General features: G+C 40.5%; 20 protein-coding genes and 1 other annotated feature. Of the genes, 18 read left to right on the top strand and 2 right to left on the bottom strand.

The window, feature by feature from the left end:
• The first annotated feature begins 139 nt into the window (after positions 1-139).
• The 4 genes from LG375_RS05040 (at position 140) to gorA (ending at position 5,269) form a co-directional block, all read left to right on the top strand.
• Complete coding sequence (locus LG375_RS05040) at positions 140-886, top strand: DeoR/GlpR family DNA-binding transcription regulator (RefSeq protein WP_002890068.1); 747 nt, start codon at positions 140-142, stop codon at positions 884-886.
• The gene (gene pfkB, locus LG375_RS05035) at positions 883-1,794 is read left to right on the top strand and encodes a 1-phosphofructokinase (RefSeq protein WP_002885581.1); all 912 of its coding nucleotides are present in this window, start codon (positions 883-885) and stop codon (positions 1,792-1,794) included. The genes LG375_RS05040 and pfkB overlap by 4 nt, the downstream gene beginning before the upstream one ends.
• Positions 1,791-3,767 carry a fructose-specific PTS transporter subunit EIIC gene (locus tag LG375_RS05030; protein WP_225745430.1) on the top strand — a complete coding sequence of 659 codons (1,977 nt, stop codon included), beginning with the start codon at positions 1,791-1,793 and terminating at the stop codon, positions 3,765-3,767. The genes pfkB and LG375_RS05030 overlap by 4 nt, the downstream gene beginning before the upstream one ends.
• 149 nt (positions 3,768-3,916) lie before the next feature.
• Positions 3,917-5,269 (top strand): glutathione-disulfide reductase, encoded by a 1,353-nt coding sequence (gene gorA, locus LG375_RS05025; RefSeq protein ID WP_225745429.1) that lies wholly within the window; start codon positions 3,917-3,919, stop codon positions 5,267-5,269.
• A gap of 264 nt (positions 5,270-5,533) precedes the next feature.
• On the opposite strand, the gene LG375_RS05020 is transcribed toward gorA, so the two are convergent.
• Both LG375_RS05020 and LG375_RS05015 read right to left on the bottom strand, forming a co-directional pair.
• The gene (locus LG375_RS05020; RefSeq protein WP_225745428.1) at positions 5,534-6,790 is read right to left on the bottom strand and encodes a bifunctional folylpolyglutamate synthase/dihydrofolate synthase; all 1,257 of its coding nucleotides are present in this window, start codon (positions 6,788-6,790) and stop codon (positions 5,534-5,536) included.
• 44 nt (positions 6,791-6,834) lie between these two features.
• Complete coding sequence (locus LG375_RS05015) at positions 6,835-7,296, bottom strand: DUF6556 family protein (RefSeq protein ID WP_048676374.1); 462 nt, start codon at positions 7,294-7,296, stop codon at positions 6,835-6,837.
• A 108-nt stretch (positions 7,297-7,404) separates the two neighbouring features.
• Here LG375_RS05015 and LG375_RS05010 point away from each other — a divergent pair, with 108 nt between their 5' ends.
• From LG375_RS05010 to LG375_RS04945, 14 genes are all read left to right on the top strand, one after another.
• Positions 7,405-8,550: a cysteine desulfurase family protein gene (locus tag LG375_RS05010; protein ID WP_225745427.1), complete on the top strand. Its 1,146-nt coding sequence runs from the start codon at positions 7,405-7,407 to the stop codon at positions 8,548-8,550.
• A gap of 54 nt (positions 8,551-8,604) precedes the next feature.
• Positions 8,605-9,828 (top strand): tRNA uracil 4-sulfurtransferase ThiI, encoded by a 1,224-nt coding sequence (gene thiI, locus LG375_RS05005; RefSeq protein ID WP_225745426.1) that lies wholly within the window; start codon positions 8,605-8,607, stop codon positions 9,826-9,828.
• A 105-nt stretch (positions 9,829-9,933) separates the two neighbouring features.
• Positions 9,934-11,445: an accessory Sec system glycosyltransferase GtfA gene (gene gtfA, locus LG375_RS05000; RefSeq protein ID WP_225745425.1), complete on the top strand. Its 1,512-nt coding sequence runs from the start codon at positions 9,934-9,936 to the stop codon at positions 11,443-11,445.
• Entirely contained in the window at positions 11,438-12,757 is a 1,320-nt protein-coding gene (gene gtfB / locus LG375_RS04995) for an accessory Sec system glycosylation chaperone GtfB (RefSeq protein ID WP_225745424.1), read from the top strand. Before gtfA ends, gtfB begins: the two co-directional genes overlap by 8 nt.
• Before the next feature lie 4 nt (positions 12,758-12,761).
• Positions 12,762-13,298: a GNAT family N-acetyltransferase gene (locus LG375_RS04990; protein WP_225745423.1), complete on the top strand. Its 537-nt coding sequence runs from the start codon at positions 12,762-12,764 to the stop codon at positions 13,296-13,298.
• Between the two features lie 112 nt (positions 13,299-13,410).
• Positions 13,411-13,485 (top strand) — a sequence feature (ribosomal protein L21 leader region).
• Positions 13,486-13,525: 40 nt separating this feature from the next.
• Entirely contained in the window at positions 13,526-13,840 is a 315-nt protein-coding gene (rplU, locus tag LG375_RS04985; RefSeq protein ID WP_002885597.1) for a 50S ribosomal protein L21, read from the top strand.
• A 35-nt stretch (positions 13,841-13,875) separates the two neighbouring features.
• Positions 13,876-14,166: a 50S ribosomal protein L27 gene (rpmA, locus tag LG375_RS04980; protein WP_002885483.1), complete on the top strand. Its 291-nt coding sequence runs from the start codon at positions 13,876-13,878 to the stop codon at positions 14,164-14,166.
• 57 nt (positions 14,167-14,223) lie between these two features.
• Positions 14,224-14,919 carry a GNAT family N-acetyltransferase gene (locus LG375_RS04975; RefSeq protein WP_225745422.1) on the top strand — a complete coding sequence of 232 codons (696 nt, stop codon included), beginning with the start codon at positions 14,224-14,226 and terminating at the stop codon, positions 14,917-14,919.
• A gap of 284 nt (positions 14,920-15,203) precedes the next feature.
• A complete protein-coding gene (locus LG375_RS04970; RefSeq protein WP_225745421.1) occupies positions 15,204-16,922 on the top strand; it encodes a hypothetical protein in 1,719 nt (572 codons plus the stop codon).
• 87 nt (positions 16,923-17,009) lie between these two features.
• Positions 17,010-17,384, top strand: a complete 375-nt coding sequence (locus LG375_RS04965; protein ID WP_002885550.1) for a DUF1149 family protein — start codon at positions 17,010-17,012, stop codon at positions 17,382-17,384.
• A gap of 1 nt (position 17,385) precedes the next feature.
• On the top strand, positions 17,386-18,228 hold the full coding sequence (locus LG375_RS04960) for a DegV family protein (RefSeq protein WP_021144637.1): 843 nt from the start codon (positions 17,386-17,388) through the stop codon (positions 18,226-18,228).
• A gap of 60 nt (positions 18,229-18,288) precedes the next feature.
• Complete coding sequence (gene dapB / locus LG375_RS04955) at positions 18,289-19,056, top strand: 4-hydroxy-tetrahydrodipicolinate reductase (protein ID WP_021144636.1); 768 nt, start codon at positions 18,289-18,291, stop codon at positions 19,054-19,056.
• Positions 19,053-20,255, top strand: coding sequence for a CCA tRNA nucleotidyltransferase (locus LG375_RS04950; RefSeq protein ID WP_002890093.1), 1,203 nt, complete (start codon positions 19,053-19,055; stop codon positions 20,253-20,255). The genes dapB and LG375_RS04950 overlap by 4 nt, the downstream gene beginning before the upstream one ends.
• A gap of 83 nt (positions 20,256-20,338) precedes the next feature.
• The gene (locus tag LG375_RS04945) at positions 20,339-22,219 is read left to right on the top strand and encodes an ABC-F family ATP-binding cassette domain-containing protein (protein ID WP_225745420.1); all 1,881 of its coding nucleotides are present in this window, start codon (positions 20,339-20,341) and stop codon (positions 22,217-22,219) included.
• Positions 22,220-22,245 lie beyond the last annotated feature (26 nt).

The raw sequence follows: 22,245 nt of genomic DNA, 5'->3' as shown, positions 1-22,245 counted from the left end.
ACTTTCTTATCGAATTGCGTCATTTTGGTAGATAAGTATTTTATAATGAAATATTTTGATTTTTTTTGACTGTTTCTAGTTGACAGTTATTAAAAATTTAGTATAATAGATTTTGTAAACGATTACAGAAGGAGAGATTATGCTAAAGTCTGAACGTAAGCAGATTATCTTGTCTCAGTTGAAACAAGATGGTTTTGTCACTTTGGAAAACCTAACTGTTTTGTTAAGTGATACTTCCGAGTCGACGATTCGTCGTGACTTGGACGAGTTAGCGGCAGATGGCCAACTTAAACGTGTTCATGGTGGTGCTGAAAGCATTCATGGTCTAAAGGAAGAAATTGCCAATAGTCAAAAAGCTATTAGAAACGTTCAAGAAAAGGCTCAGTTAGCTGGTTATGCTGCCGATTTGATTAAGGAAGGTGATGTCGTCTTTCTTGAGGCTAGTACAACAAATGAACTTTTGATTCCACATTTGGCCAATCGTCAGGTAACGGTTGTGACTAATTCTATCCATCATGCGGTTAAGCTGGTAGATCTCGGTGTTAGCACTAGGATTGTTGGAGGAAAGGTTAAACATTCAACGGATGCGTCTATTGGAAGTACTGCTCAAGAGCAAATTAGACAACTGAATTTTGATTGTGCTTTCATTGGTGCTAATGGCGTTGATGCTAATTATTTCACCACACCAGACATGGAAGAGGCAGTTATCAAACGGACGGTTATAGCCAATGCGCAAAAAGCCTATGTTCTAGCTGATGCCTCTAAACTTGGTCAGATTACCTATGCTAAGGTAGCCGAGGTCGAGAAAGTAACCATAATTACAAATGCTTCGGAAGAAGAGCTCCTAAAAGAATTAAAAGAGAAAACGAGGGTTATTGAAGTATGATTTATACTGTAACGCTGAATCCATCAATCGACTTCATTGTTCGTATCGACAAAGTAGAGATTGGTGAAGTTAACCGCATGGAGAGTGATGATAAGTTCGCTGGCGGTAAGGGGATTAATGTTAGTCGTATTTTGCAACGTTTAGGTGTTGATAATACTGCAACGGGCTTCATCGGTGGTTTTACAGGACGTTTTGTGACAGATGGTTTGGATGCAGAAGGTATTAAAACCAAGTTTGTAGCTGTGGATCAAGACACACGTATTAATGTTAAAATCAAGGCTGACCAAGAAACTGAAATTAACGGTGCAGGACCTGTCATTAATGAGTATCAATTGGCTGAATTGGAAGCAGTTCTTTCAAGTGTAAGTGCTGATGATGTGGTTGTTTTTGCTGGATCAGCACCAAGCAATCTTGGAAACAAGGTCTATAACAAATTGATTCCACTAGTGCGTGAAACTGGTGCACAGGTTGTCTGTGACTTTGAAGGTCAAACCTTGCTTGATTCCTTGGCTTACCAACCACTCTTGGTAAAACCAAATAACCATGAGTTAGAAGCTATTTTCAATGTCAAACTTAATGGTTTGGCTGATGTTGAAAAATATGCGCGTGAAATCCTTGCTAAGGGTGCACAGAACGTTATCATCTCAATGGCAGGTGATGGGGCTCTGCTTGTCACACCAGAGGCTGCTTACTTTGCCAAACCAATTAAGGGGACAGTTAAAAACTCTGTTGGTGCGGGTGACTCAATGGTTGCTGGTTTCACTGGTGAGTTTGTTAAATCAGGGGATCCAATTGAGGCTCTCAAGTGGGGAGTGGCGTGTGGAACATCTACAGCTTTCTCAGATGACTTAGCGACAATTGAATTTATTAAAGAAACATACAATAAAGTAGAGGTAGAAAAACTATGAAAATTCAGGACTTACTGAACAAAAAAGTCATGTTGCTTGACCTTCAAGCAACTACAAAAGAAGCTGCTATCGATGAAATGATTAACAGCCTGGTTGACAATGGTGTTGTGACTGACTTTGATGTTTTCAAAGCAGGTATTATGGCTCGTGAAGCACAAACATCAACTGGTTTGGGTGATGGAATCGCTATGCCACACAGTAAAAATGCTGCAGTAAAAGAAGCGACAGTACTTTTTGCTAAATCTAATAAAGGTGTAGATTACGAATCACTTGATGGTCAACCTACCGACCTCTTCTTTATGATTGCAGCTCCAGAGGGAGCAAATGACACTCACTTAGCAGCTCTTGCTGAATTGTCAAAATACCTCATGCAAGATGGTTTTGCAGATCGTTTGCGTAAGGTGACTTCTCCAGATGAAGTGATTGCTGCTTTTAATACTGGCGAAGAAGAAGCACAAGCTGAGGAAGCTAAGAAAGCACAAGCTGTTAAAGAAGCAGCTTCAAGCGATAAACCACTTATCGTGGCTGTAACAGCTTGTACAACTGGTATTGCTCACACTTACATGGCTGAAGAATCACTGATTAAAACAGGTGAAGAAATGGGAGTCAATGTTCGTGTTGAAACTAACGGTGCTTCAGGTGTCGGAACACCATTGACTGCTGAAGAAATCAGTAAGGCTGTAGGTGTTATCGTAGCGGCAGACAAGGCAGTTGAAACAGCACGTTTTGATGGTAAAAAATTGCTTTCTAAACCAGTCGCTGCAGGTATTCGTCAACCTCAAGAATTAATCCAAAATATCTTGGATGGTAAGGCTGAAGTCTTCCATGCCGAAAATGCTGGAGCTGCTCAAGAATCAAGTGAGAAATTGAGCCTCGGTGGTGCCTTCTATAAACACTTGATGAGTGGGGTATCACAAATGCTCCCATTCGTTATCGGTGGTGGTATCATGATTGCGCTTGCCTTCTTGCTTGACCAAATCATGGGTGTTCCTAAAGATCAATTGTCACAACTTGGTTCTTACCATGAAATTGCTGCTCAATTCAAAGCAATTGGTGGTGCGGCCTTTGGTTTCATGCTTCCAGTACTTGCAGGTTACATTGCTTACTCTATCGCTGAAAAACCAGGTTTGGTTTCAGGTTTTGTAGCTGGTGCTATCGCATCAAGTGGTGCAGCCTTTGGTGGTGTTCCATTTGGTTCAGGTGGTAAAGCAACCCTTGCCCTTGCTGGTGTATCTTCAGGTTTCCTTGGAGCTCTTGTTGGTGGTTTCCTTGCAGGTGGTGTTATCCTCGTTCTTCGTAAACTCTTGGCAGGTATCCCACGTGCTCTTGAAGGAATCCGTTCTATCTTGCTCTTGCCACTTCTAGGTGTATTTGCTACAGGTTTCTTGATGTTGGCAGTGAATATCCCAATGGCAGCAATCAATACAGGTCTTAATAACTTCTTGTCAAGCTTGTCAGGAAGCTCAGCCGTATTACTTGGTCTCCTCGTTGGTGGTATGATGGCAGTGGATATGGGTGGACCAGTCAACAAAGCAGCTTATGTCTTTGGTACAGGTACTCTCGCAGCAACAGTAACTTCAGGTGGTTCAGTTGTTATGGCAGCAGTTATGGCAGCTGGTATGGTTCCTCCATTGGCAGTCTTTGTAGCGACACTCTTATTTAAAGATAAATTCACCGAAGAAGAACGCAACTCTGGTTTGACAAACATCGTTATGGGACTCTCATTCATCACTGAAGGTGCGATCCCATTTGGTGCAGCTGACCCAGCACGCGCTATCCCAAGCTTTATCGTCGGTTCAGCTCTTACAGGTGCTCTCGTAGGTATGGCAGGAATCAAATTGATGGCACCACACGGAGGTATCTTCGTTATTGCCCTCACTTCAAATGCCCTTCTCTACCTTATCTTCATCTTGATTGGTGCTGTGGTATCAGGTATCCTTTTCGGATTCCTCCGCAAACCACTTGATAAATAAGATATGATAAAACAATCTCGTTGAGTTCGGGGTTGTTTTTTTGTGTCGTAGCAGATTTTTGTCAGGGTACCTATTTTATGATAAAGTATAGGCAGAAATGGCTTATCTAGTAGCTAATACGCTGTATAAAGAAACATAAGAGGTAAAATATGGTAAAAGAATACGATTATATTGTCATTGGTGGTGGTTCTGGCGGGATTGCTAGTGCCAATCGTGCTGCCATGCATGGTGCTAAGGTTATTCTCTTTGAAGGAAAAGAGGTCGGTGGTACCTGTGTCAATGTAGGTTGTGTGCCTAAAAAGGTCATGTGGTATGGTGCTCAGGTTGCTGAAACCCTTCACCGTTATGCAGGCGAGTATGGTTTTGATGTGACGGTTAATAAGTTTGATTTTGCAAGGCTTAAGGCCAATCGTCAGGCTTATATCGACCGTATCCATGGCTCTTATGAGCGTGGTTTTGATAGCAATGGCGTTGAACGTGTCTACGAGTATGCAAGATTTGTTGATCCTCATACGGTTGAAGTAGCGGGGGAGCTTTATACAGCACCCCATATCCTTATTGCAACAGGTGGTCATGCTCTTTATCCAAATATTCCAGGTAGTGAATATGGGATTACTTCAGATGGTTTCTTTGAGTTAGATGAAGTACCAAAATGTACAGCTGTTATTGGTGCTGGCTACATCGCCGTTGAGGTTGCTGGTGTTCTCAATGCTCTTGGTAGTGACACGCATCTCTTTGTTCGTAAGGATCGCCCATTACGTACCTTTGACAAGGATACTATCGATGTCTTAGTCGATGAGATGGCTAAATCAGGTCCGACCCTTCACACGCATGCTAATGCTACAGAAGTAGTGAAAAATGCTGACGATTCTTTGACCATTAGCTTTGACAATGGAGAAACGATTACTGTTGATTGCCTCATTTGGGCTATTGGTCGTGCAGCCAATACCTCTGGCTTTGGTCTTGAAAAGACGGGCGTTGAGTTGACTGAACGAGGTAACATTTATTCAGACGCCTTTGAAAATACATCAGTTCCTGGTATCTACGCCCTTGGTGATGTGACTGGAAAACTAGATTTGACGCCAGTTGCAATCAAGGCGGGACGTCAATTGTCAGAGCGACTCTTCAACAATAAAGCCGATGCTAAGCTTGATTACACTGATGTAGCTACTGTGGTCTTTAGCCACCCAGTCATTGGTTCTGTTGGTTTGACTGAGGAAAAAGCAATTGCTAAATATGGTGCGGAGAATATCAAGGTCTATAAATCTAGTTTCACTCCAATGTATACAGCTCTTGCAAACAATCGTCAGCCGTCAACTATGAAATTAGTAACACTTGGTGAGGATGAAAAAATTATCGGTCTTCATGGCATTGGCTACGGTGTCGATGAGATGATTCAAGGCTTCTCTGTGGCTATTAAGATGGGAGCAACTAAGGCTGATTTTGATAATACGGTTGCCATTCATCCAACCGGTTCAGAAGAATTTGTAACGATGAGATAAAAAGGTGAAGTCTGTCTACCTAAATGGATAGACTTTTCTTTATGTCTGAATGGCCTCAATTGAAAGTGATCGCAAGGAAGTCCCTTGCGAATTTCCATAGCCTTTTTGGCTATGGAAACCATTCATCCAACCGGTTCAGAAGAATTTGTAACGATGAGATAAAAAGGTGAAGTCTGTCTAGCTAAATAGATAGACTTTTCTTTGTGTTCAAATAACAACCTATATTTTGTGTGTAACTGTAGATTGTCTAAATAAAAAAGACCTTTAGGCCTTTCTTTCGTTTAATAAGTAGTTTCTTACTTCTGAGATAAAGTAAAGGGATCCTGTGACAACAAATAGGTCATCAGAATCTGCTGATTCAGCTTTTGCTAGCCATTCTCTATAGTCGGCCACACATTTGAAGTTTTGAGGATAGTCATCCAAGGGCAGTGCTTCAAAAAAGTCAAAGCTGGTTACCGTAATATCATAATCTTTCAGTTCTTCTAGTAAGTTTGCTAAAGGTTTTCGTCTCAGTCCTGCAAAGAGGATGTGGATTTTACGATTGGTAAAGTTATCTTTTAGTACCTGTTTTAAGCTGGCAATTCCTTGAGGGTTATGGGCACCGTCTAGATAAATGTTATTTCCTATCCACTCACTACGACCAGGCCAATGCGTCTCTTCGATTCCTTCTTGGATGCTCTTATCGGTAATCTTAGAAAATGTTTGAGCTAAGAGATGGGCAGCAGTGACAGCTAACCCAGCATTGTTTTCTTGATGTCGTCCTAGCATCGGTAGCTTAAGATCTGGACTTTCCCAATGGTCATAAGAAACTTGGATCGTTTGGTTGTCTTTCGGAAGCAGCTGAATTTCCCTATCAATGACGGCTAAAGGAGCTTGTAGATCATGTGATTTTTGCTTGAAGAAATGTTCAACTTCTGCAGAGACACGACCAAGTAAGATAGGTGTGTTTTCTCGCATGACGCCTGCTTTATGATTGGAGATGTCTAAAAGGCTATTGCCCAAGGTTTCAGTGTGATCAAAGCCAATTGAAGTACAGATGACAAGCTCTGGTGAAAGGACATTGGTCGAATCAAGGCGTCCACCAATACCTGCTTCAATGATAGCCATATCAACCTGTTTAAGGTCGAAGTAGAGGAACATGAGTAAGGTGACCAACTCGAATTCCGTTGGTCGGTCAAAAGCAGTGTGCTCTTCTAAATCGTCAAGAAGAACCTGAGCTTTCTCGACAAGGCTAATCAAATCCTTATCAGGGATTTCTGTGCCGTTTATACTAATACGTTCGTTGAAACGAGTAATATAAGGGGAGGTGAAGGTCCCGACCTGATAGCCTGACTTTGTTAGGATATTTTGTAGGTAGCTTGTTGTTGATCCCTTACCGTTGGTCCCGACAATATGCACCGTTGGAAAGTGAGTCTGAGGGTTTCCGGCTTGTTTCAAAAGCCAACGCATACGTTCGAGTTGAGGGCGACGGCCATTGCCCTTGAAAGAATGGATAAAATTTAGAGTTTCTGTATAGTTCATAGGATTATAGAAAAAAGGCAGGGTTTCCTAGCCTTTTACATGTCTTAGTTAGAAGCGGCGTCACCAGTTGTTACGCCACCAGTAGTCGCATTGCCAGATGTTGTGTCTGCAGTAGCTGCTGATGAAGAGGTAGTCGTATTGCCACCCGTTGTTGTGTCTGCAGATGACGAATAGGTGTTAGTTCCTGCTTGGCTACTTGTTTGTGTTTCTGAATCAGTCGCATTACCATAACTAGATGAAGCGGCGCTTGATTCTTGAGTCTTATTATTGCCTTCTTTGATGACTACAGTTGATTGATTGGCTGATGAATCAGAAGTGTCCTTATTTTTAGAGGCTGTGAAATTCATGATGGTGATTGAAGCCACGATGATTGACAAAATTGTCCCGACGGCAGTAAGGACTTTTTGGAAGGCAGTGAAGCCTTTTGTAACGTGTTCAGTCACCTTTGGGGCAGATTTTTTTTCTTCTTTTGATGAATGATTACGGCGTGAGTAATTTTCAGACATGATGCTCTCCTTAAAAATATTTCGTACTTTCTATTATATGATTTTCTCGCAAAAATTGCTAAAAAAATTATGCTATAATAAATAGTAAATAAAAATCGAGGAAAAATCATGATTTATTTTGATAATTCAGCCACTACGGTGCCTTATCCAGAGGCACTTAGAACCTATCAAGAAGTGGCTACTAAAATTTTTGGGAACCCATCCAGCCTGCACCAATTAGGAACATCTGCGACACGTATTTTGGAGGCTTCTCGTAAGCAAGTTGCGGACCTCATTGGAAAATCAGCCGATGAGATTTTCTTTACGTCTGGAGGAACCGAAGGCGACAACTGGGTCATCAAAGGTGTAGCTTTCGAAAAAGAGCCTTACGGCAAACACATCATTGTTTCTGATATTGAGCACCCTGCGGTAAAAGAGTCTGCCAAATGGCTTTCAGAGCATGGTTTCGAAGTGTCCTATGCACCAGTTAATGAGCAAGGATTTGTGGATGTTGAAGCTCTTGCTGGATTATTACGCTCCGACACGATCTTGGTTTCGGTTATGGCCGTTAATAACGAAATCGGATCAATCCAACCTATTCAAGCTATCTCGGATATATTGGCTGATGAGCCGACGATATCTTTCCATGTGGATGCTGTTCAGGCTATTGGGAAGATTCCTGTATCAGCTTATTTAACAGACCGTGTTGACTTTGCAACTTTTTCTGGTCACAAGTTCCATGCTGTTCGAGGTGTCGGTTTTGTCTACAAAAAGGCAGGGAAAAAGATTACGCCGCTCTTAACAGGTGGTGGTCAAGAAAAAGACTTTCGTTCAACGACTGAGAATGTTGCTGGCATTGCGAGTATGGCTAAGGCCTTGCGCTTAGTTACTGACAAAGAGGCGTTTTCTCTTCCGAAAATTGCCAAGATGAAAAAAATTATCTTTGACGAATTGGCTAAGTATGAGGACATTACTATTTTCTCAGGTGAGGGTGAAGACTTTGCGCCCAATATTTTGACCTTTGGAATCAAGGGTGTTCGTGGTGAAGTTATTGTCCATGCTTTTGAAGAGCATCAAATCTATATTTCAACGACATCTGCATGTTCATCTAAGGCGGGAAAACCAGCAGGGACTCTCATTTCTATGGGTGTTCCGACTAAATTAGCTCAAACGGCTGTACGTATCAGCCTTGATGATGACAATGATATGGGACAGGTAGAACAGTTTCTCACGATTTTCAAGCAGGTCTACGCCAAGACACAAAAAGTGAGATAGCAAGATTTAAGCAATTAAACAAAAAAACTAAATTCAAATTTAAAAGGAAAAGGAATGACACTAACATATTCAGAAATTATGGTTCGCTATGGTGAATTGTCTACCAAGGGCAAAAACCGTATGCGCTTTATCAATAAACTTAGAAATAACATCAAGGATGTTCTATCTATCTATCCAGATGTTAAAGTGACTTTTGACCGAGACCGTGGTCACATCTACCTCAACGGTACAGACTATGAGCCAGTAGCAGAGTCTTTGAAGCAAATTTTTGGTATTCAAGCCTTTAGTCCTGTTTACAAGTTTGAAAAAGATGTCGAGGTCTTGAAAAAGGCTGTTCAAGACATTATGACTGGGCTCTATCGTGACGGTCTTACCTTTAAAGTGACTGCTAAACGTAGTGACCATGATTTTGTTCTCGATAGTCGTGAGCTCAATCTTACTTTAGGAAATGCAGTTTTTGATGTATTGCCTGACATTAAGGCTCAGATGAAGGGCCCAGATGTCAACCTTAAGGTAGAAATTCGTGCTGAGGCAGCTTATATTTCTCACAAGGAAATCAAAGGAGCAGGTGGACTACCTGTAGGGACTGCCGGTAAAGGAATGCTCATGCTTTCAGGTGGGATTGATTCGCCAGTGGCAGGTTATCTTGCACTTAAACGTGGTGTAGATATTGAAGCTGTCCACTTTGCAAGCCCTCCTTATACCAGTCCTGGTGCACTGAAAAAGGCTCAAGATTTGACCCGTAAGTTGACCAAGTTTGGTGGTAATATCCAGTTCATCGAAGTACCATTTACTGAAATCCAAGAGGAAATCAAAGAAAAAGCGCCTGAGGCTTATTTGATGACCTTGACGCGTCGTTTTATGATGCGTATTACTGACCGCATTCGAGAAGAACGTCGAGGTCTTGTGATTATCAATGGTGAGAGTCTTGGTCAGGTTGCTAGTCAGACTATGGAGTCTATGCAGGCGATTAATGCTGTTACATGTACGCCAGTGATTCGTCCAGTTGTCACTATGGACAAGTTGGAAATCATTGATTTGGCACAAAAAATTGATACCTTTGACATTTCCATCCAACCTTTTGAGGATTGCTGTACTATCTTTGCACCTGACCGTCCAAAGACTAATCCAAAAATCAAAAACGTTGAACAATATGAACGTCGTATGGATGTTGAAGCCTTGGTTGAACGTGCGGTTGCGGGAATCATGGTGACTGAAATCACACCTATTGAAGAAGCGCAAGACGAAGTGGATACACTTATTGAAGACTTGCTCTAGTCTAGGAGGATATAGTACTAACATAGTAGTATTTAGGTGCTACTAGAGTTAGGTATGTCCAAAAAGAAATGTCGATGTTGAGCTTTTACCCAGAAAGGAAAATACATGACTGTTTATAACATCAATTTAGGAATCGGTTGGGCATCAAGTGGTGTTGAGTACGCCCAGGCCTATCGTTCTACAATTTTCAAAAACACAGGTATTAAGGCCAAATTTGTCTTTATGGATATGTTCCTGCAGGACAATCTTTCTGATTTGACCCGTAACATGGGGTTTGAAGATGAAGACGTCATCTGGCTATACAGCTATTTTACAGACCTGAAAATTGCTCCAACGACCTATACTGTCAAGGATTTGGAAAAGGAAATCCCTTATGACATCACGCGTCGTGAGATTAATAGCAAGGTGGTTAAGCTCTTTTGTGCCAAGGAAGATATTTTTTATGCAGCCTACTTGCGTAAAGAGGGTGAAGATATCGTTCACCGTGTGGAAAAAGTATCGCGTGGTTGTTTAATTCGTAAAGACTTTTACTCTTACACTAAGATGTTCACGGAGTACTACACCCCTGTAGATAACAAGGCACACCTCTATCAACGTCGTTTCTTCAATGAAGATGGTAGTGTTGCCTATGATGAAATTGTTGATGGTAAGGATAGTGTCTTCCGTTTCCCAGATAAGATTTTGTCTTCTAAGCATGAGTTTATTGCCTACTTTATGTCGCAACTTGGTCTAACTGATCAAGATATCGTTATCTTGGACCGTGCCACTGGCACAGGGCAGGCTGTTTTCCGTAATACCAAACCTGCTAAGCTTGGGGTTGTGGTCCATGCAGAGCACTTTAGTGAAAATGCTGTGACAGACAAGACTATTCTTTGGAATAACTTCTACGAGTATCAATTCAGTAATGCAGATAAGGTTGATTTCTTCATCACAGCGACAGAGCGTCAACGCAGCATTATGCTAGACCAGTTCAACAAATACACACCATTTACACCTAATATCGTAACGATTCCTGTGGGAAGTTTGGATAAACTGAGAGAGCCTGAGGGAGAGCGCAAACCATTCTCAATCATCACAGCTTCACGTTTGGCCAATGAAAAGCACGTAGACTGGTTGGCTAAGGCTGTTGTTAAGGCTAAAGAAAGTCTGCCACAAGTGAACTTTGATATCTTTGGTACAGGTGCTGAAGAAGCTAAGCTTAAGGCAATTATCGAGGAAAATCACGCTCAGGATTACATCCACCTCAAGGGTCACCAAGATTTAACAGAAGTCTACAAGGATTACGAACTTTACCTATCAGGTTCTAAGAGTGAAGGGTTCGGCTTGACACTTCTAGAAGCTGTTGGATCGGGCCTTGGTATGATTGGTTTTGATGTCCGTTATGGGAACCAAACTTTTATCAAGGATAATGAAAATGGTTACTTAATCCCTCGATTTGAAAAAGATGACGAGCTTGCTATTGTGGCTGCCTTGGCAGAGAAAATTGTAGCTTTCTTCAATCGTTCAGATTTAGATCATGTTCATCAAGTCTCTTATGATATCGCAAAAGGCTTTTTGACAGAGGAAATCGAGCAGAAGTGGCTTAACTTAGTAAAGGAGATGACTAATCATGATTAATTTATTTGAGAACTATAGTCAAGGTAGTTGGGATCTCCATTACTCGCTGATTGTTGCTGGCTATGTAAATACAACAGTTTGTCTTTCAGATGATGGCTTTCTGCCTAGTGATGTGACCTCACCTTACCTTTATTTCACTGGTTTTGACAAGGTTCAAGGTTCTGCACTTTACTTTAATCAGGTTCCTGTGCCTGACTACTGGGAAATTTTAGGAACAAATAGCAACGCGGAAATCTTCCGTTTTGATAAGAAACGTGGTCATATTCACTATGCGCATCCTGCTCATCAGCGTCTAGTTAAAGCTGTGGATTGGTATGATGAGTCAGGTCGCCTGCGTGTGACTGATCGCTACAATAATAAGGGGTACCGTTTCTCACAAACAACTTACAATGTTAAGCAAGAAGCGACCATTACTAGTTATTTCACTCCAGACAACAAGGAAGTTATCGTCATTAACCATTTGACCAAAGACGTTATCTTGAATTGGAAAGACAAGGTCTACATTTTCAAAAACAAATCGGAGTTTGTAGTCTTTTATCTTAAAGAAGCTGGTTATGATTTGCGACGTATCCTTTATAACTCCTTGTCAACACCTTTCTTGACAGCTATGAATCTTCCGAATTCTGGTCAAGATGTCCTCTTCTGGCAAGAGCCTATCACTGATTCAGTCCCTGGGAATATGCGCCTCCTTCTTGATAGCAATCACCGTCAAACTAAGATTGTAGTGCAAGAATACACAGCATATACGAATCTTCTAAAGTTGGTTAGTCCAGAGCAGGCTTCTCGCGTGGCCTTTCTCGGATTCATGTATCCATTTGCTCGTCAGAATAATTTCCAAAATCAAGCACTGATCTTGACCAACTCAGATCAGATTGAACACTTGGAAAACATTGTTAGTGAAGTGCCTACCATGCACTACCATATTGGTGCAATCACTGAAATGTCAAGTCGTTTGATGGATTTAGCTAAATATAGTAATGTTAGCCTTTATCCGAATATTACAACAGAACAGGTTAAGCGTCTCTATCAAGAGGCTGATTTCTATTTAGATATTAACCACCAAAATGAAATCCTGTCAGCGACACGTGCTGCCTTTGAAAATAACCTGCTTATCCTGGCTTTCACGAACACAAGCCATGGTCCAGATTATACTGCACCAAGCAATATTTTCTCAGCTATGAATGCTGGGCAATTTAAACAAACCCTTAAAGAAGCCTTGAGCAACCGTGACTTCCTTAGTCACTTGCTTGATCGTCAACGTGAGCATGCTCATGTGGCGACACCAGAAGATTATAAGAAGGTTATTGGTTAGGGAAATGACACTAGAGGTTCGTAATATTTATCCTCTGACACCAACATTCAAGATGGTCGCTTCGCTTTATGAAGCGGCTTTTCCTGTGGAGGAGAGACTCCCACTTTGGCAATTGTCTTGGAACAGTTTGAAAAATGGACAATCTTTCTTGGCTTATTTTGATCAGGGAGTTTTTATTGGTTTTACCTATGCAATCTGTACTGATAACCTGGTCTACCTACTCTTTCTCGCGGTTAAAGAAAGTAAACAGTCTCAGGGATATGGCAGTCAGAATTTGGCACAAGTTAAGAAAAAAGCAGGGGTACGACCGTGTGTGCTTACGATTGAACCTATGGATGAGGAGCAAGTCTCTAATCGGGCTCAACGTTTAAAACGTTTAGCATTTTATGAACGAAATGGCTATCAGGCATTGAATCACTTCTATTTTGAAGGAAGTGAACGCTATCAAATTTTGACAACGGATAAGAGCCTTTCCTTAGTTGGTCTGGAGCGGGCTCTAGCTAAGACTTTCCTAGGAAGATATGGAATAAGAGTTGATTAGGGTAATCGTTACTTTGATAAATTTCAATGAGCAGAATAAGAATAATCAAAATAATTTTTTCTCTTGTCATTAGAGGGAAAAAATGATAGAATTGTAACGTTGACTAAATGCACGTCCTGTGCAACCGCACGACTACTGTTTACAAGTGGGTTCGGCCCCGCAGTACTAGGCGAGTCTTCACAGAGGGAAACCTCAGACACATTAAAAATTTTAATAGGAGGTGCATCATGAGCACATACGCAATCATCAAAACTGGTGGAAAACAAGTTAAAGTTGAAGTAGGTCAAGCGATCTACGTTGAAAAAATCAACGCTGAAGCTGGATCAGAAGTAACTTTTAACGAAGTTGTTCTTGTCGGTGGTGATAAAACTGTAGTAGGTACTCCAGTTGTTGAGGGAGCTACTGTTGTCGGAACTATCGAAAAACAAGGTAAACAAAAGAAAGTTGTTACTTTCAAATACAAACCTAAAAAAGGTAGCCACCGTAAACAAGGTCACCGTCAACCTTATACAAAAGTTGTTATCAACGCTATCAACGCGTAAGTTAGCGACTAATCACTAAGAAAGGACACAATCTTATGTTGAAAACTCTTGAAAACTTGCAACTTTTCGCCCACAAAAAAGGTGGGGGTTCTACTTCCAATGGTCGTGATTCACAAGCTAAACGTCTTGGTGCTAAAGCAGCTGATGGACAAACTGTATCAGGTGGATCAATCCTTTACCGTCAACGCGGTACACACATCTACCCAGGCGTAAACGTAGGCCGTGGTGGTGACGATACACTCTTCGCTAAAGTTGAAGGTGTTGTACGTTTCGAACGTAAAGGTCGCGACAAAAAACAAGTATCTGTATACCCAGTTGCTAAATAATTAAGCTAAAGTCTGCACTTTTGTGTAGGCTTTTCTTTATGAAAAAAGGAGAATCCTATGCCTTTAAATCACTACCAACAAGAAGTAGGGCCAAGTCTAGTAGATGCCAGTCCAGGTAAAATGCCAGATGTTGCTCTATTAGAAGGTCGTTATTGTAGCGTTGAACATTTGACAGTGGCAGAGCATTATGAGGACATTTTAGACTTTTACTTTACTAATCAGATTCTTTCGGATTGGACCTATATGTATGCGGACCCTTTTGAATCTGAAGAAGCTGTACGTCAGTGTTTAGAGGATTATGAGCAATCCCAGAATCCTTATTTCTTTGCCATCAGAGATAAGGCTTCAGGTAAGGTTCTAGGAACCTTTTCACTCATGGCTATTACACCGAAAAATCGCAGTGTTGAGATGGGGCGAGTGATTTTAGCACCTGCCTTACAAAAGACTCGAGCAGCTACAGAAGCTCAATACCTGCTTATGAAATATGTCTTTGAAGATCTTAACTATCGTCGTTATGAGTGGAAATGTGATAGTCTCAACCGCCCTTCTGCCAATGCAGCCATGCGTTTAGGGTTCACCTATGAGGGGCGTTTTCGTAACCATGCTATCTATAAGGGACGTAGCCGTGATACGGACTGGTTCTCGATTATTGACAGTGAGTGGCCAGTACTTAAGAAACGATTTGAGAATTGGTTGTCCCCTGAGAATTTTGATGAACAGGGACAGCAGAAACGTTCTTTGAGGGAATTTTGAGAGACTATGAAAGAATTTATTTGACAGATTTTTAAATTAACTATAGAATGAAATTGTTGTCGTACTTCTTAATTTTTTGCTAGAAAAGAATATTCTAGCTAGAAGGAGAACAGCATGAAAATGGATGCTACAAAAATAACTCTAGCTCTTATTGAGCTTGCGACAACTGCTATTTTGGCTTGGAGAGACATGAAAATTGCTGAGTGCAATAGTCTTAATAAGCGAGTGGAATAGTGATGGAACGTATAGCTTTAAGTTATACGTTTTTTTATTTGGAGGGTGTTATGAATGATTATAAGGCAATTATAGATAAAGCTGTTGATATTTTCTATAATTTTATGATAAAGGAAAGGTTTTACATCTCTGATTCTTTTAAAGATCAAAGAAACATATATAAGGAATTTAATTTACTAACTGAGGAAGAGTTGAACTATAGTATTTTTTATGAGAAGCTTGTATCAGAAATAGAAAGTACGTTAGTACTATATATTATTAATGATTTATTAAAAATGAAAGGAAACAATATTCTTTTATTAGAGAATCAGTCTTTGGCAGACCATGATGTCTATTATTCAAAATTAGGTTTAAATTTACCTTATCGAGATGGTGATGAAAAAGGACGTCTCAATTATGAAGATAATAGAGAAATTTGGAGTATTATTTTTGAGAATAAAGAGAAAGAAATAGTTGCCTTGAAAATATCAACTCAAAACTTAGAAAGATTTAAAGAAGATGATTTGCTAGGAAAACATGGAATATCTCGGGTTCAATTAATAAGTTTAAGAGACACTAATCTTTTTTTAAAAAAATCTGCAATATCAAAGTTTGAGAGTTGTAGTGATGGAGAACTTCTAGAAATATATGAATTGGAGAACTATTTTACAGATATGTTTGGTTCAGAGGTTTGGGAATATTATATCTTGCAAGTGAAGGGAATTATACAGCGAGTGAAACAAGAGGTGGGTTTCACGGTGAATGGAGAATTAAATTCCAAAAATCTTTCTTACCTAAAGTCAACGCTAAAAGAAATTTTCAGGGAGAATGAAGAGATAAAATTATTGGACTTCTTTTTTAATAAGAAGATATATTCAGCTTTATGTGGAGATGAAGATTTTGCAAAATCATTTTTAACTGCTGAGCATCTTTACAGACAAGCAAATGCTAATTCTACTATAGATTATTCAATAATACTAACTGGTTATCTGAAATCTCTAGAGCAACTTTTGTATTTACTTGTAAAAAAAACTATGGAAATTTCAAGAGAAGATTTATGGATAACTTGTTCGAATTCAACTAATCTAAATAAAGGTAATGGGAATTTTCGAAAGAAAAATCGAATAATAAATCGTAAAAGTAAAGGTAGATGGCAGGTTAAACTTATTCCAGAGTGTGAGCGATATTTTGAGGTATCAATGGGTTCATTAGTTTATTGTCTAACAGATAATGCTAAAGCGTGGAGAGTTTCTCAAAGTAATATTGAAAAAATCAGAGAGAGACTTTTAAACTATGCGAAAAAGAGAAGGAATAAGTACTTTCATAAAGAGAATCTATACGACTTGTCTGAAGTTAAAGAGATTCGAAATGAAACTATTAAACTGTTGGTTTTGATATTAGGAAGCTATAGTATTTCAGATTCAATTGAGGGTGACTTGAAACTATTAGGTGCACGAGATTTCGGTTTTGTTGAATTTTACAATAAATTTATTGCTTCTAGTGGTAATCTAAATTATAAATTAGTATTTCGGGACGGTAAAGAACAGACTGTTCTATTATCTTCATCAATTAGTAATAGAGAAGAACGTGTATATGATAAGAATGGGATGTTATTGTCGAAGTTAACATTTATTAAAACTAAGGGTTTTGTTAGTTCTATAAATTTCGGGTATCAGAATTTTGAGGAAAAAGCAATTCAGCAGGATTTCATAACTATTGACAAAGATAACTACCCACTAGAGGTTTATCAGTACGACATCTGTGCTAAGGATTGGAAAAGGATAGTCTAAATACTCATTTTTCTGTCAATAATATTCCCATAATAAAGCATATTTATGCTATAATAAAGAGTAATTGTATCAAGGAGAATATGACTAATGGATTTAATTCGCGAAAAAGTATTTGTTAACCGTTACCACTATGATGTTCGTAACCATGAGTGGGAAAAAGAGAATGGTGTGCCTAAAACAAATGTTGAAGTAACTTTCCAGTTGCACAATAAAGATGAAGAAGCTAACAATACGTCTGTTGTAGCTGTTTTGCAATTTATGATTGTCCGTGATGAGTTTGTTATCTCAGGGATTGTTTCTCAAATGGACCATATTCAAAACCGTATCGTCAATGAACCAAAAGACTTCTCACAAGAAGAAGCAGAAGCCTTGGCTGCACCGCTCTTGGATACGCTTCAACGTTTGACTTATGAAGTAACTGAAATTGCCTTGGATCGCCCAGGTATCAACTTGGAGTTCTAAGATGTCTCTTGCAGTTATTACGGATTCATCGGTTAATCTTCCTGCTGAGATTCAGGGCCATGCTGATGTTTATGTTTTAGATATTCCGGTTATTATTGAGGGGCAGCCTTTTGTTGAAGGAAAAAACTTGGATGTCAATCAGTTTTATGAACAAATGGCAAACTCTGAGGAACTGCTCAAGACGTCACAACCAAATCTAGCTGACTTGGATAACTTGCTTATGGAGTTGGAGGCGGAAGGTTATACCCATGTCATTGGGCTTTTCCTTTCTTCAGGAATCTCTGGTTTTTGGGCCAATAGTCAGTTTTTGATTGAGGACCATGCCAAGTTGAAGATTGCTTTTCCTGATACAAAAATCACAGCAGCTCCTATGGGAGCTATGGTGAGAAACGTTTTGCATTGGTCAGCCCAAGGAATGTCTTTTGAGAACATTTTGAAGAAGCTTGAGGAGCAAGTTGACCAAACGACGGCCTATATTCTTGTGGATGATCTTAATCATCTGGTTAAGGGTGGTCGTTTATCGAATGGTTCGGCGATTTTAGGAAATCTTTTGTCTATCAAACCTATTTTGAATTTTAATGACGAAGGAAAAATCGTTGTTTTTGAAAAGGTGCGTACAGAGAAGAAAGCTGTGAAACGTTTGGTTGCCCTAGCTGAGGAAAATCGTGAAATGGAGCTTAGTATCCTTCACACTAATGCTCCTGAAAAAGCTGAGGAATTTAAAAGACAGCTAGAAGCACAGGGAATTAGCGTTTCAACAGTGGTATCCTTATGTGCCGTAATTGCGACACACTTGGGTGAAGGAGCACTAGTGTTAGGTCTAACACCTAAATTTACCAAATAAGTACTATCCATGTGGGATGGAGCTTGTCTATGATTAAGATCAATAGAGAGGAAAAATGACATGTCTATTAAAGTTATTGTTGCTGGATTTAAAGGAAGAATGGGTTCAACTGCGGTTGAGATGGTCAAGGGAGATGACGAATTGACTTTGGCTGCCTTGCTTGACCCATTTGCGACAGAAAAAGAAGTGGACGGTATTCCTGTCTTCACAGATAAAGCGGATTTGGTTGGCTTTGATGCAGATGTCTGGGTGGATTTCACTATGCCTGCTGTTGCCTATGAAAATACTCGTTTTGCTTTGGAGAATGGTTTTGCACCAGTTGTGGGTACAACAGGATTTACTGAAGTACAAATTCAGGAATTAACAGACCTTTCTAAAGACAAGTCTATTGGTGGTTTGATTGCTCCTAACTTTGCTATTGGTGCTATCCTTCTTATGAAGTTTGCGGCAGAAGCTAGCAAATATTTCCCAGATCTTGAAATTATTGAGCTTCACCATGACAAGAAAAAAGATGCGCCATCAGGTACAGCAGTGAAAACGGCTGAACTTATTCGTGAGGTTCGCGAGACTAAACGTCAGGGAGCTGAGGATGAGGTGGAAACACTTGCTGGGGCACGTGGTGCGGAGTTTGATGGTTTCCGTATTCACAGTGTGCGTTTGCCAGGTCTTGTGGCTCACCAAGAGGTTATCTTTGGTGCCCAAGGAGAAGGATTGACCTTGCGTCACGACTCTTACGACCGCATTTCCTTTATGGGTGGTGTCAATCTTGGGATTAAAGAAGTTGTTAAACGTAATCAGCTTGTTTATGGTTTGGAACATTTACTATGAGATTAAGTTATTTGCCTTCTGAATTTCAGAAGGCTTTACCAATATTAGAGAAAATTAAGGTTGCAGGGTTTGAGGCTTACTTTGTTGGTGGATCGGTCCGCGATGCCCTTCTCAACCGTCCCATTCACGATGTTGATATTGCTTCGTCTTCTTATCCTGAGGAGACTAAACAGATTTTTGAGCGTACGGTAGACATTGGTATTGAACATGGGACCGTTTTGGTCTTGGAAAATGGCGGTGAGTATGAGGTGACGACCTTCCGAACAGAGGACGTCTATGTGGATTACCGTCGTCCGTCTAGCGTGTCCTTTGTGCGTTCATTGGAAGAAGATCTTAAGCGTCGTGATTTTACAGTCAATGCTTTTGCTCTTAATGAAAATGCTGAGATTATTGATAAGTTCAATGGTCTTACTGATTTGGACAACCGTGTCTTAAGGGCTGTTGGTAAGGCTGAGGAACGCTTTAACGAGGATGCTCTTCGTATCATGCGGGGACTACGTTTTGCAGCGAGCTTAGATTTCGATATTGAAGAAAAGACTTTTGAGGCTATGACCAGCCATGCTCCTCTTTTGGAAAAGATTTCGATTGAGCGAAGTTTCATCGAGTTCGATAAGTTGCTTTTGGCACCACATTGGAAAAAAGGGGTTAAGGCACTTCTAGCGACTAAGGCTTATCAGTATCTTCCAGATTTTCAAGAGACAGCAGAGAAATGGCAGTCTTTTGTATCAGATTATGCTGATGACTTTAGATTTACAAGTTCTGAGCAGGCCTGGGCGGCAACTCTTTTGGCTCTCAAGCACGATAATCCACGCTCTTTTCTTAAAAAATGGAAGACATCTGTTAATTTCCAAAAGACAGTTCAGTCCCTGGTTGACATTTTCAATTTCCGTTTGGAGAGAGCTGTGACTAAGCAAGATGTTTATCAGTATGGTAAGGAACTCTTAGAGGAGTCTGAAACCTTGAGACGGGCTCAGGGCTTGGACGTAGATTATGAGCGTATTGCTGAGTTGGATGGTCAGTTGCTCATCCATGATAAGCACGAAATCGTTGTGAATGGTGGCACACTGATGAAGGAGCTAGGATTCAAACCTGGTCCGGACCTTGGTCGTGCACTTAAGGCTATCGAAAATGCCATCGTTGATGGTCAACTAGCTAATGCCGAGGAAGCCATCATGGCCTTTGTTCAAGCTATGAAATAAGTCTAGAGACGTGATAAAAATGACACACCGCTACAGAGCATGCGTAGGATCCGTAGCGGTGTTATTTGTAAGAAGGAAGTAAGATGTCAGATTTTATTGTTGAAAAATTAACCAAGTCCGTTGGAGATAAGACGGTTTTTAAAGAGATTTCATTCATTATCCATGATTTGGATCGTATTGGGATTATTGGTGTCAATGGGACAGGTAAGACAACCTTGCTAGATGTTGTGTCTGAGCGTATTGGTTTTGATGGTGATGTGTCACCTTTCACCAAGGCTAATGGTTATAAGATTGCTTATTTGACTCAGGAGCCAGAATTTGATGATAGCAAGACGGTTCTTGAAACTGTCTTGTCATCAGACCTTCGTGAGATGGCTTTGATTCGAGAATATGAAACCCTTATGGCAGAATATTCTGAGGAGAATCAGGCTCGCTTGGAGAAGGTTATGGCAGAGATGGATAGTCTAGATGCTTGGTCCATTGAGAGCGAGGTTAAGACAGTCTTGTCTAAGTTGGGATTGTCAGACCTCTCGCAAAAGGTCGGGGACCTCTCAGGTGGTCTTCGTCGCCGTGTGCAGTTGGCTCAGGTTCTCTTGAATGATGCAGATCTCTTGCTCTTGGATGAGCCAACTAACCATTTGGATATTGATACTATTGCTTGGTTGACTAATTTTCTCAAGTCTTCTAAAAAAACGGTCCTCTTTATTACCCACGACCGTTATTTCTTGGACAATGTGGCCACACGTATCTTTGAGCTAGACCAGGCTAATCTGATTGAATACCAGGGAAATTATCAAGACTATGTGCGTCTAAAGGCTGAACAAGATGAACGAGATGCAGCAGCTCTTCACAAGAAAAAGCAACTCTATAAGCAGGAGTTGGCATGGATGCGAACGCAACCACAGGCACGTGCGACCAAGCAACAAGCTCGTATCAATCGTTTTAAGGAGCTTAAGGGTGAGGTTCACCAAACGGTTAATAATGACGATCTTGAAATTAACTTTGAGACTAGCCGTATTGGTAAGAAAGTAGTGAACTTCGAGCATGTTGATTTTGCTTATGAAGATGGCAAGCAAATTCTCAGTGATTTCAATCTTATCATGCAAAATCGTGATCGTATCGGTATTGTTGGGGATAATGGTGTCGGGAAATCGACCTTGCTCAATCTGATTAATGGTGACCTTGTGCCTACAGCTGGTGTTCTGGATATTGGTGAGACGGTACGTATTGGTTATTTCTCGCAGCAAATTAAGGACATGGATGAGAGCAAGCGTGTCATTAACTACTTGCAAGAAGTTGCAGATGAGGTTAAGACAACGGTTGGAACAACTAGTATCACAGAGCTCTTAGAGCAATTCCTTTTCCCTCGTTCTACTCATGGGACACAGATTTCTAAGCTCTCTGGTGGGGAAAAGAAACGTCTTTATCTACTTAAGATTCTGATTGAAAAGCCTAATATTCTGCTCTTGGATGAGCCGACAAATGATTTGGACATTGCAACTTTGACGGTTTTGGAAAACTTCCTTAATGGTTTTGGTGGCCCTGTCATTACCGTAAGTCACGACCGCTATTTCTTGGACAAGGTGGCTAACAAGATTCTAGCCTTTGAAGAGGGTGGTGTGCGAGAGTTCTTTGGTAACTACACTGACTACCTTGATGAAAAAGCCTTCTTCCAAGAGCAAGCAGCCCTCTTAGAGAAGGAAAAAGAGCAAGCTAGCGTTAAAGTTGAGAAAGTCAAAGAAGACAAAAAACGCATGAGCTACTTTGAAAAACAAGAGTGGGCGACCATAGAGGATGAGATTGCTGACCTTGAAGCCAAAATCGAAGAGATTGAAGCAGCCATGCTTGAAAATGCTAGCGATTATGGACAGTTAGCCTCCCTCCAACGAGACTTGGATGCTGCTAACGAAACCTTGCTTGAAAAGTATGAACGCTATGAGTATTTGAGTGAGCTAGAAGGATAAGCTCTTTAGTAATCAAAGTATGACAA

The organism is Streptococcus sp. Marseille-Q3604, from assembly GCF_916619785.1.
In the GTDB taxonomy this organism is placed as follows: domain Bacteria; phylum Bacillota; class Bacilli; order Lactobacillales; family Streptococcaceae; genus Streptococcus.
Note: the sequence above shows the minus strand (reverse complement) of the source record. Positions and strands in the feature narration are given on the sequence as shown.

Bases quoted from the DNA above. Each gene is read 5' to 3' on its own strand.
- pfkB (WP_002885581.1), top strand. From the start codon at position 883: ATGATTTATACTGTAACGCTGAATCCATCAATCGACTTCATTGTTCGT.
- LG375_RS04970 (WP_225745421.1), top strand. From the start codon at position 15,204: ATGAATGATTATAAGGCAATTATAGATAAAGCTGTTGATATTTTCTAT.
- dapB (WP_021144636.1), top strand. From the start codon at position 18,289: ATGTCTATTAAAGTTATTGTTGCTGGATTTAAAGGAAGAATGGGTTCA.
- LG375_RS04960 (WP_021144637.1), top strand. From the start codon at position 17,386: ATGTCTCTTGCAGTTATTACGGATTCATCGGTTAATCTTCCTGCTGAG.
- LG375_RS05015 (WP_048676374.1), bottom strand. From the start codon at position 7,296: ATGTCTGAAAATTACTCACGCCGTAATCATTCATCAAAAGAAGAAAAA.
- gtfB (WP_225745424.1), top strand. From the start codon at position 11,438: ATGATTAATTTATTTGAGAACTATAGTCAAGGTAGTTGGGATCTCCAT.
- gtfA (WP_225745425.1), top strand. From the start codon at position 9,934: ATGACTGTTTATAACATCAATTTAGGAATCGGTTGGGCATCAAGTGGT.
- rplU (WP_002885597.1), top strand. From the start codon at position 13,526: ATGAGCACATACGCAATCATCAAAACTGGTGGAAAACAAGTTAAAGTT.
- LG375_RS05030 (WP_225745430.1), top strand. From the start codon at position 1,791: ATGAAAATTCAGGACTTACTGAACAAAAAAGTCATGTTGCTTGACCTT.
- LG375_RS04950 (WP_002890093.1), top strand. From the start codon at position 19,053: ATGAGATTAAGTTATTTGCCTTCTGAATTTCAGAAGGCTTTACCAATA.
- LG375_RS04990 (WP_225745423.1), top strand. From the start codon at position 12,762: ATGACACTAGAGGTTCGTAATATTTATCCTCTGACACCAACATTCAAG.
- LG375_RS05010 (WP_225745427.1), top strand. From the start codon at position 7,405: ATGATTTATTTTGATAATTCAGCCACTACGGTGCCTTATCCAGAGGCA.
- LG375_RS04975 (WP_225745422.1), top strand. From the start codon at position 14,224: ATGCCTTTAAATCACTACCAACAAGAAGTAGGGCCAAGTCTAGTAGAT.
- LG375_RS04945 (WP_225745420.1), top strand. From the start codon at position 20,339: ATGTCAGATTTTATTGTTGAAAAATTAACCAAGTCCGTTGGAGATAAG.
- thiI (WP_225745426.1), top strand. From the start codon at position 8,605: ATGACACTAACATATTCAGAAATTATGGTTCGCTATGGTGAATTGTCT.
- LG375_RS05040 (WP_002890068.1), top strand. From the start codon at position 140: ATGCTAAAGTCTGAACGTAAGCAGATTATCTTGTCTCAGTTGAAACAA.
- gorA (WP_225745429.1), top strand. From the start codon at position 3,917: ATGGTAAAAGAATACGATTATATTGTCATTGGTGGTGGTTCTGGCGGG.
- rpmA (WP_002885483.1), top strand. From the start codon at position 13,876: ATGTTGAAAACTCTTGAAAACTTGCAACTTTTCGCCCACAAAAAAGGT.
- LG375_RS04965 (WP_002885550.1), top strand. From the start codon at position 17,010: ATGGATTTAATTCGCGAAAAAGTATTTGTTAACCGTTACCACTATGAT.
- LG375_RS05020 (WP_225745428.1), bottom strand. From the start codon at position 6,790: ATGAACTATACAGAAACTCTAAATTTTATCCATTCTTTCAAGGGCAAT.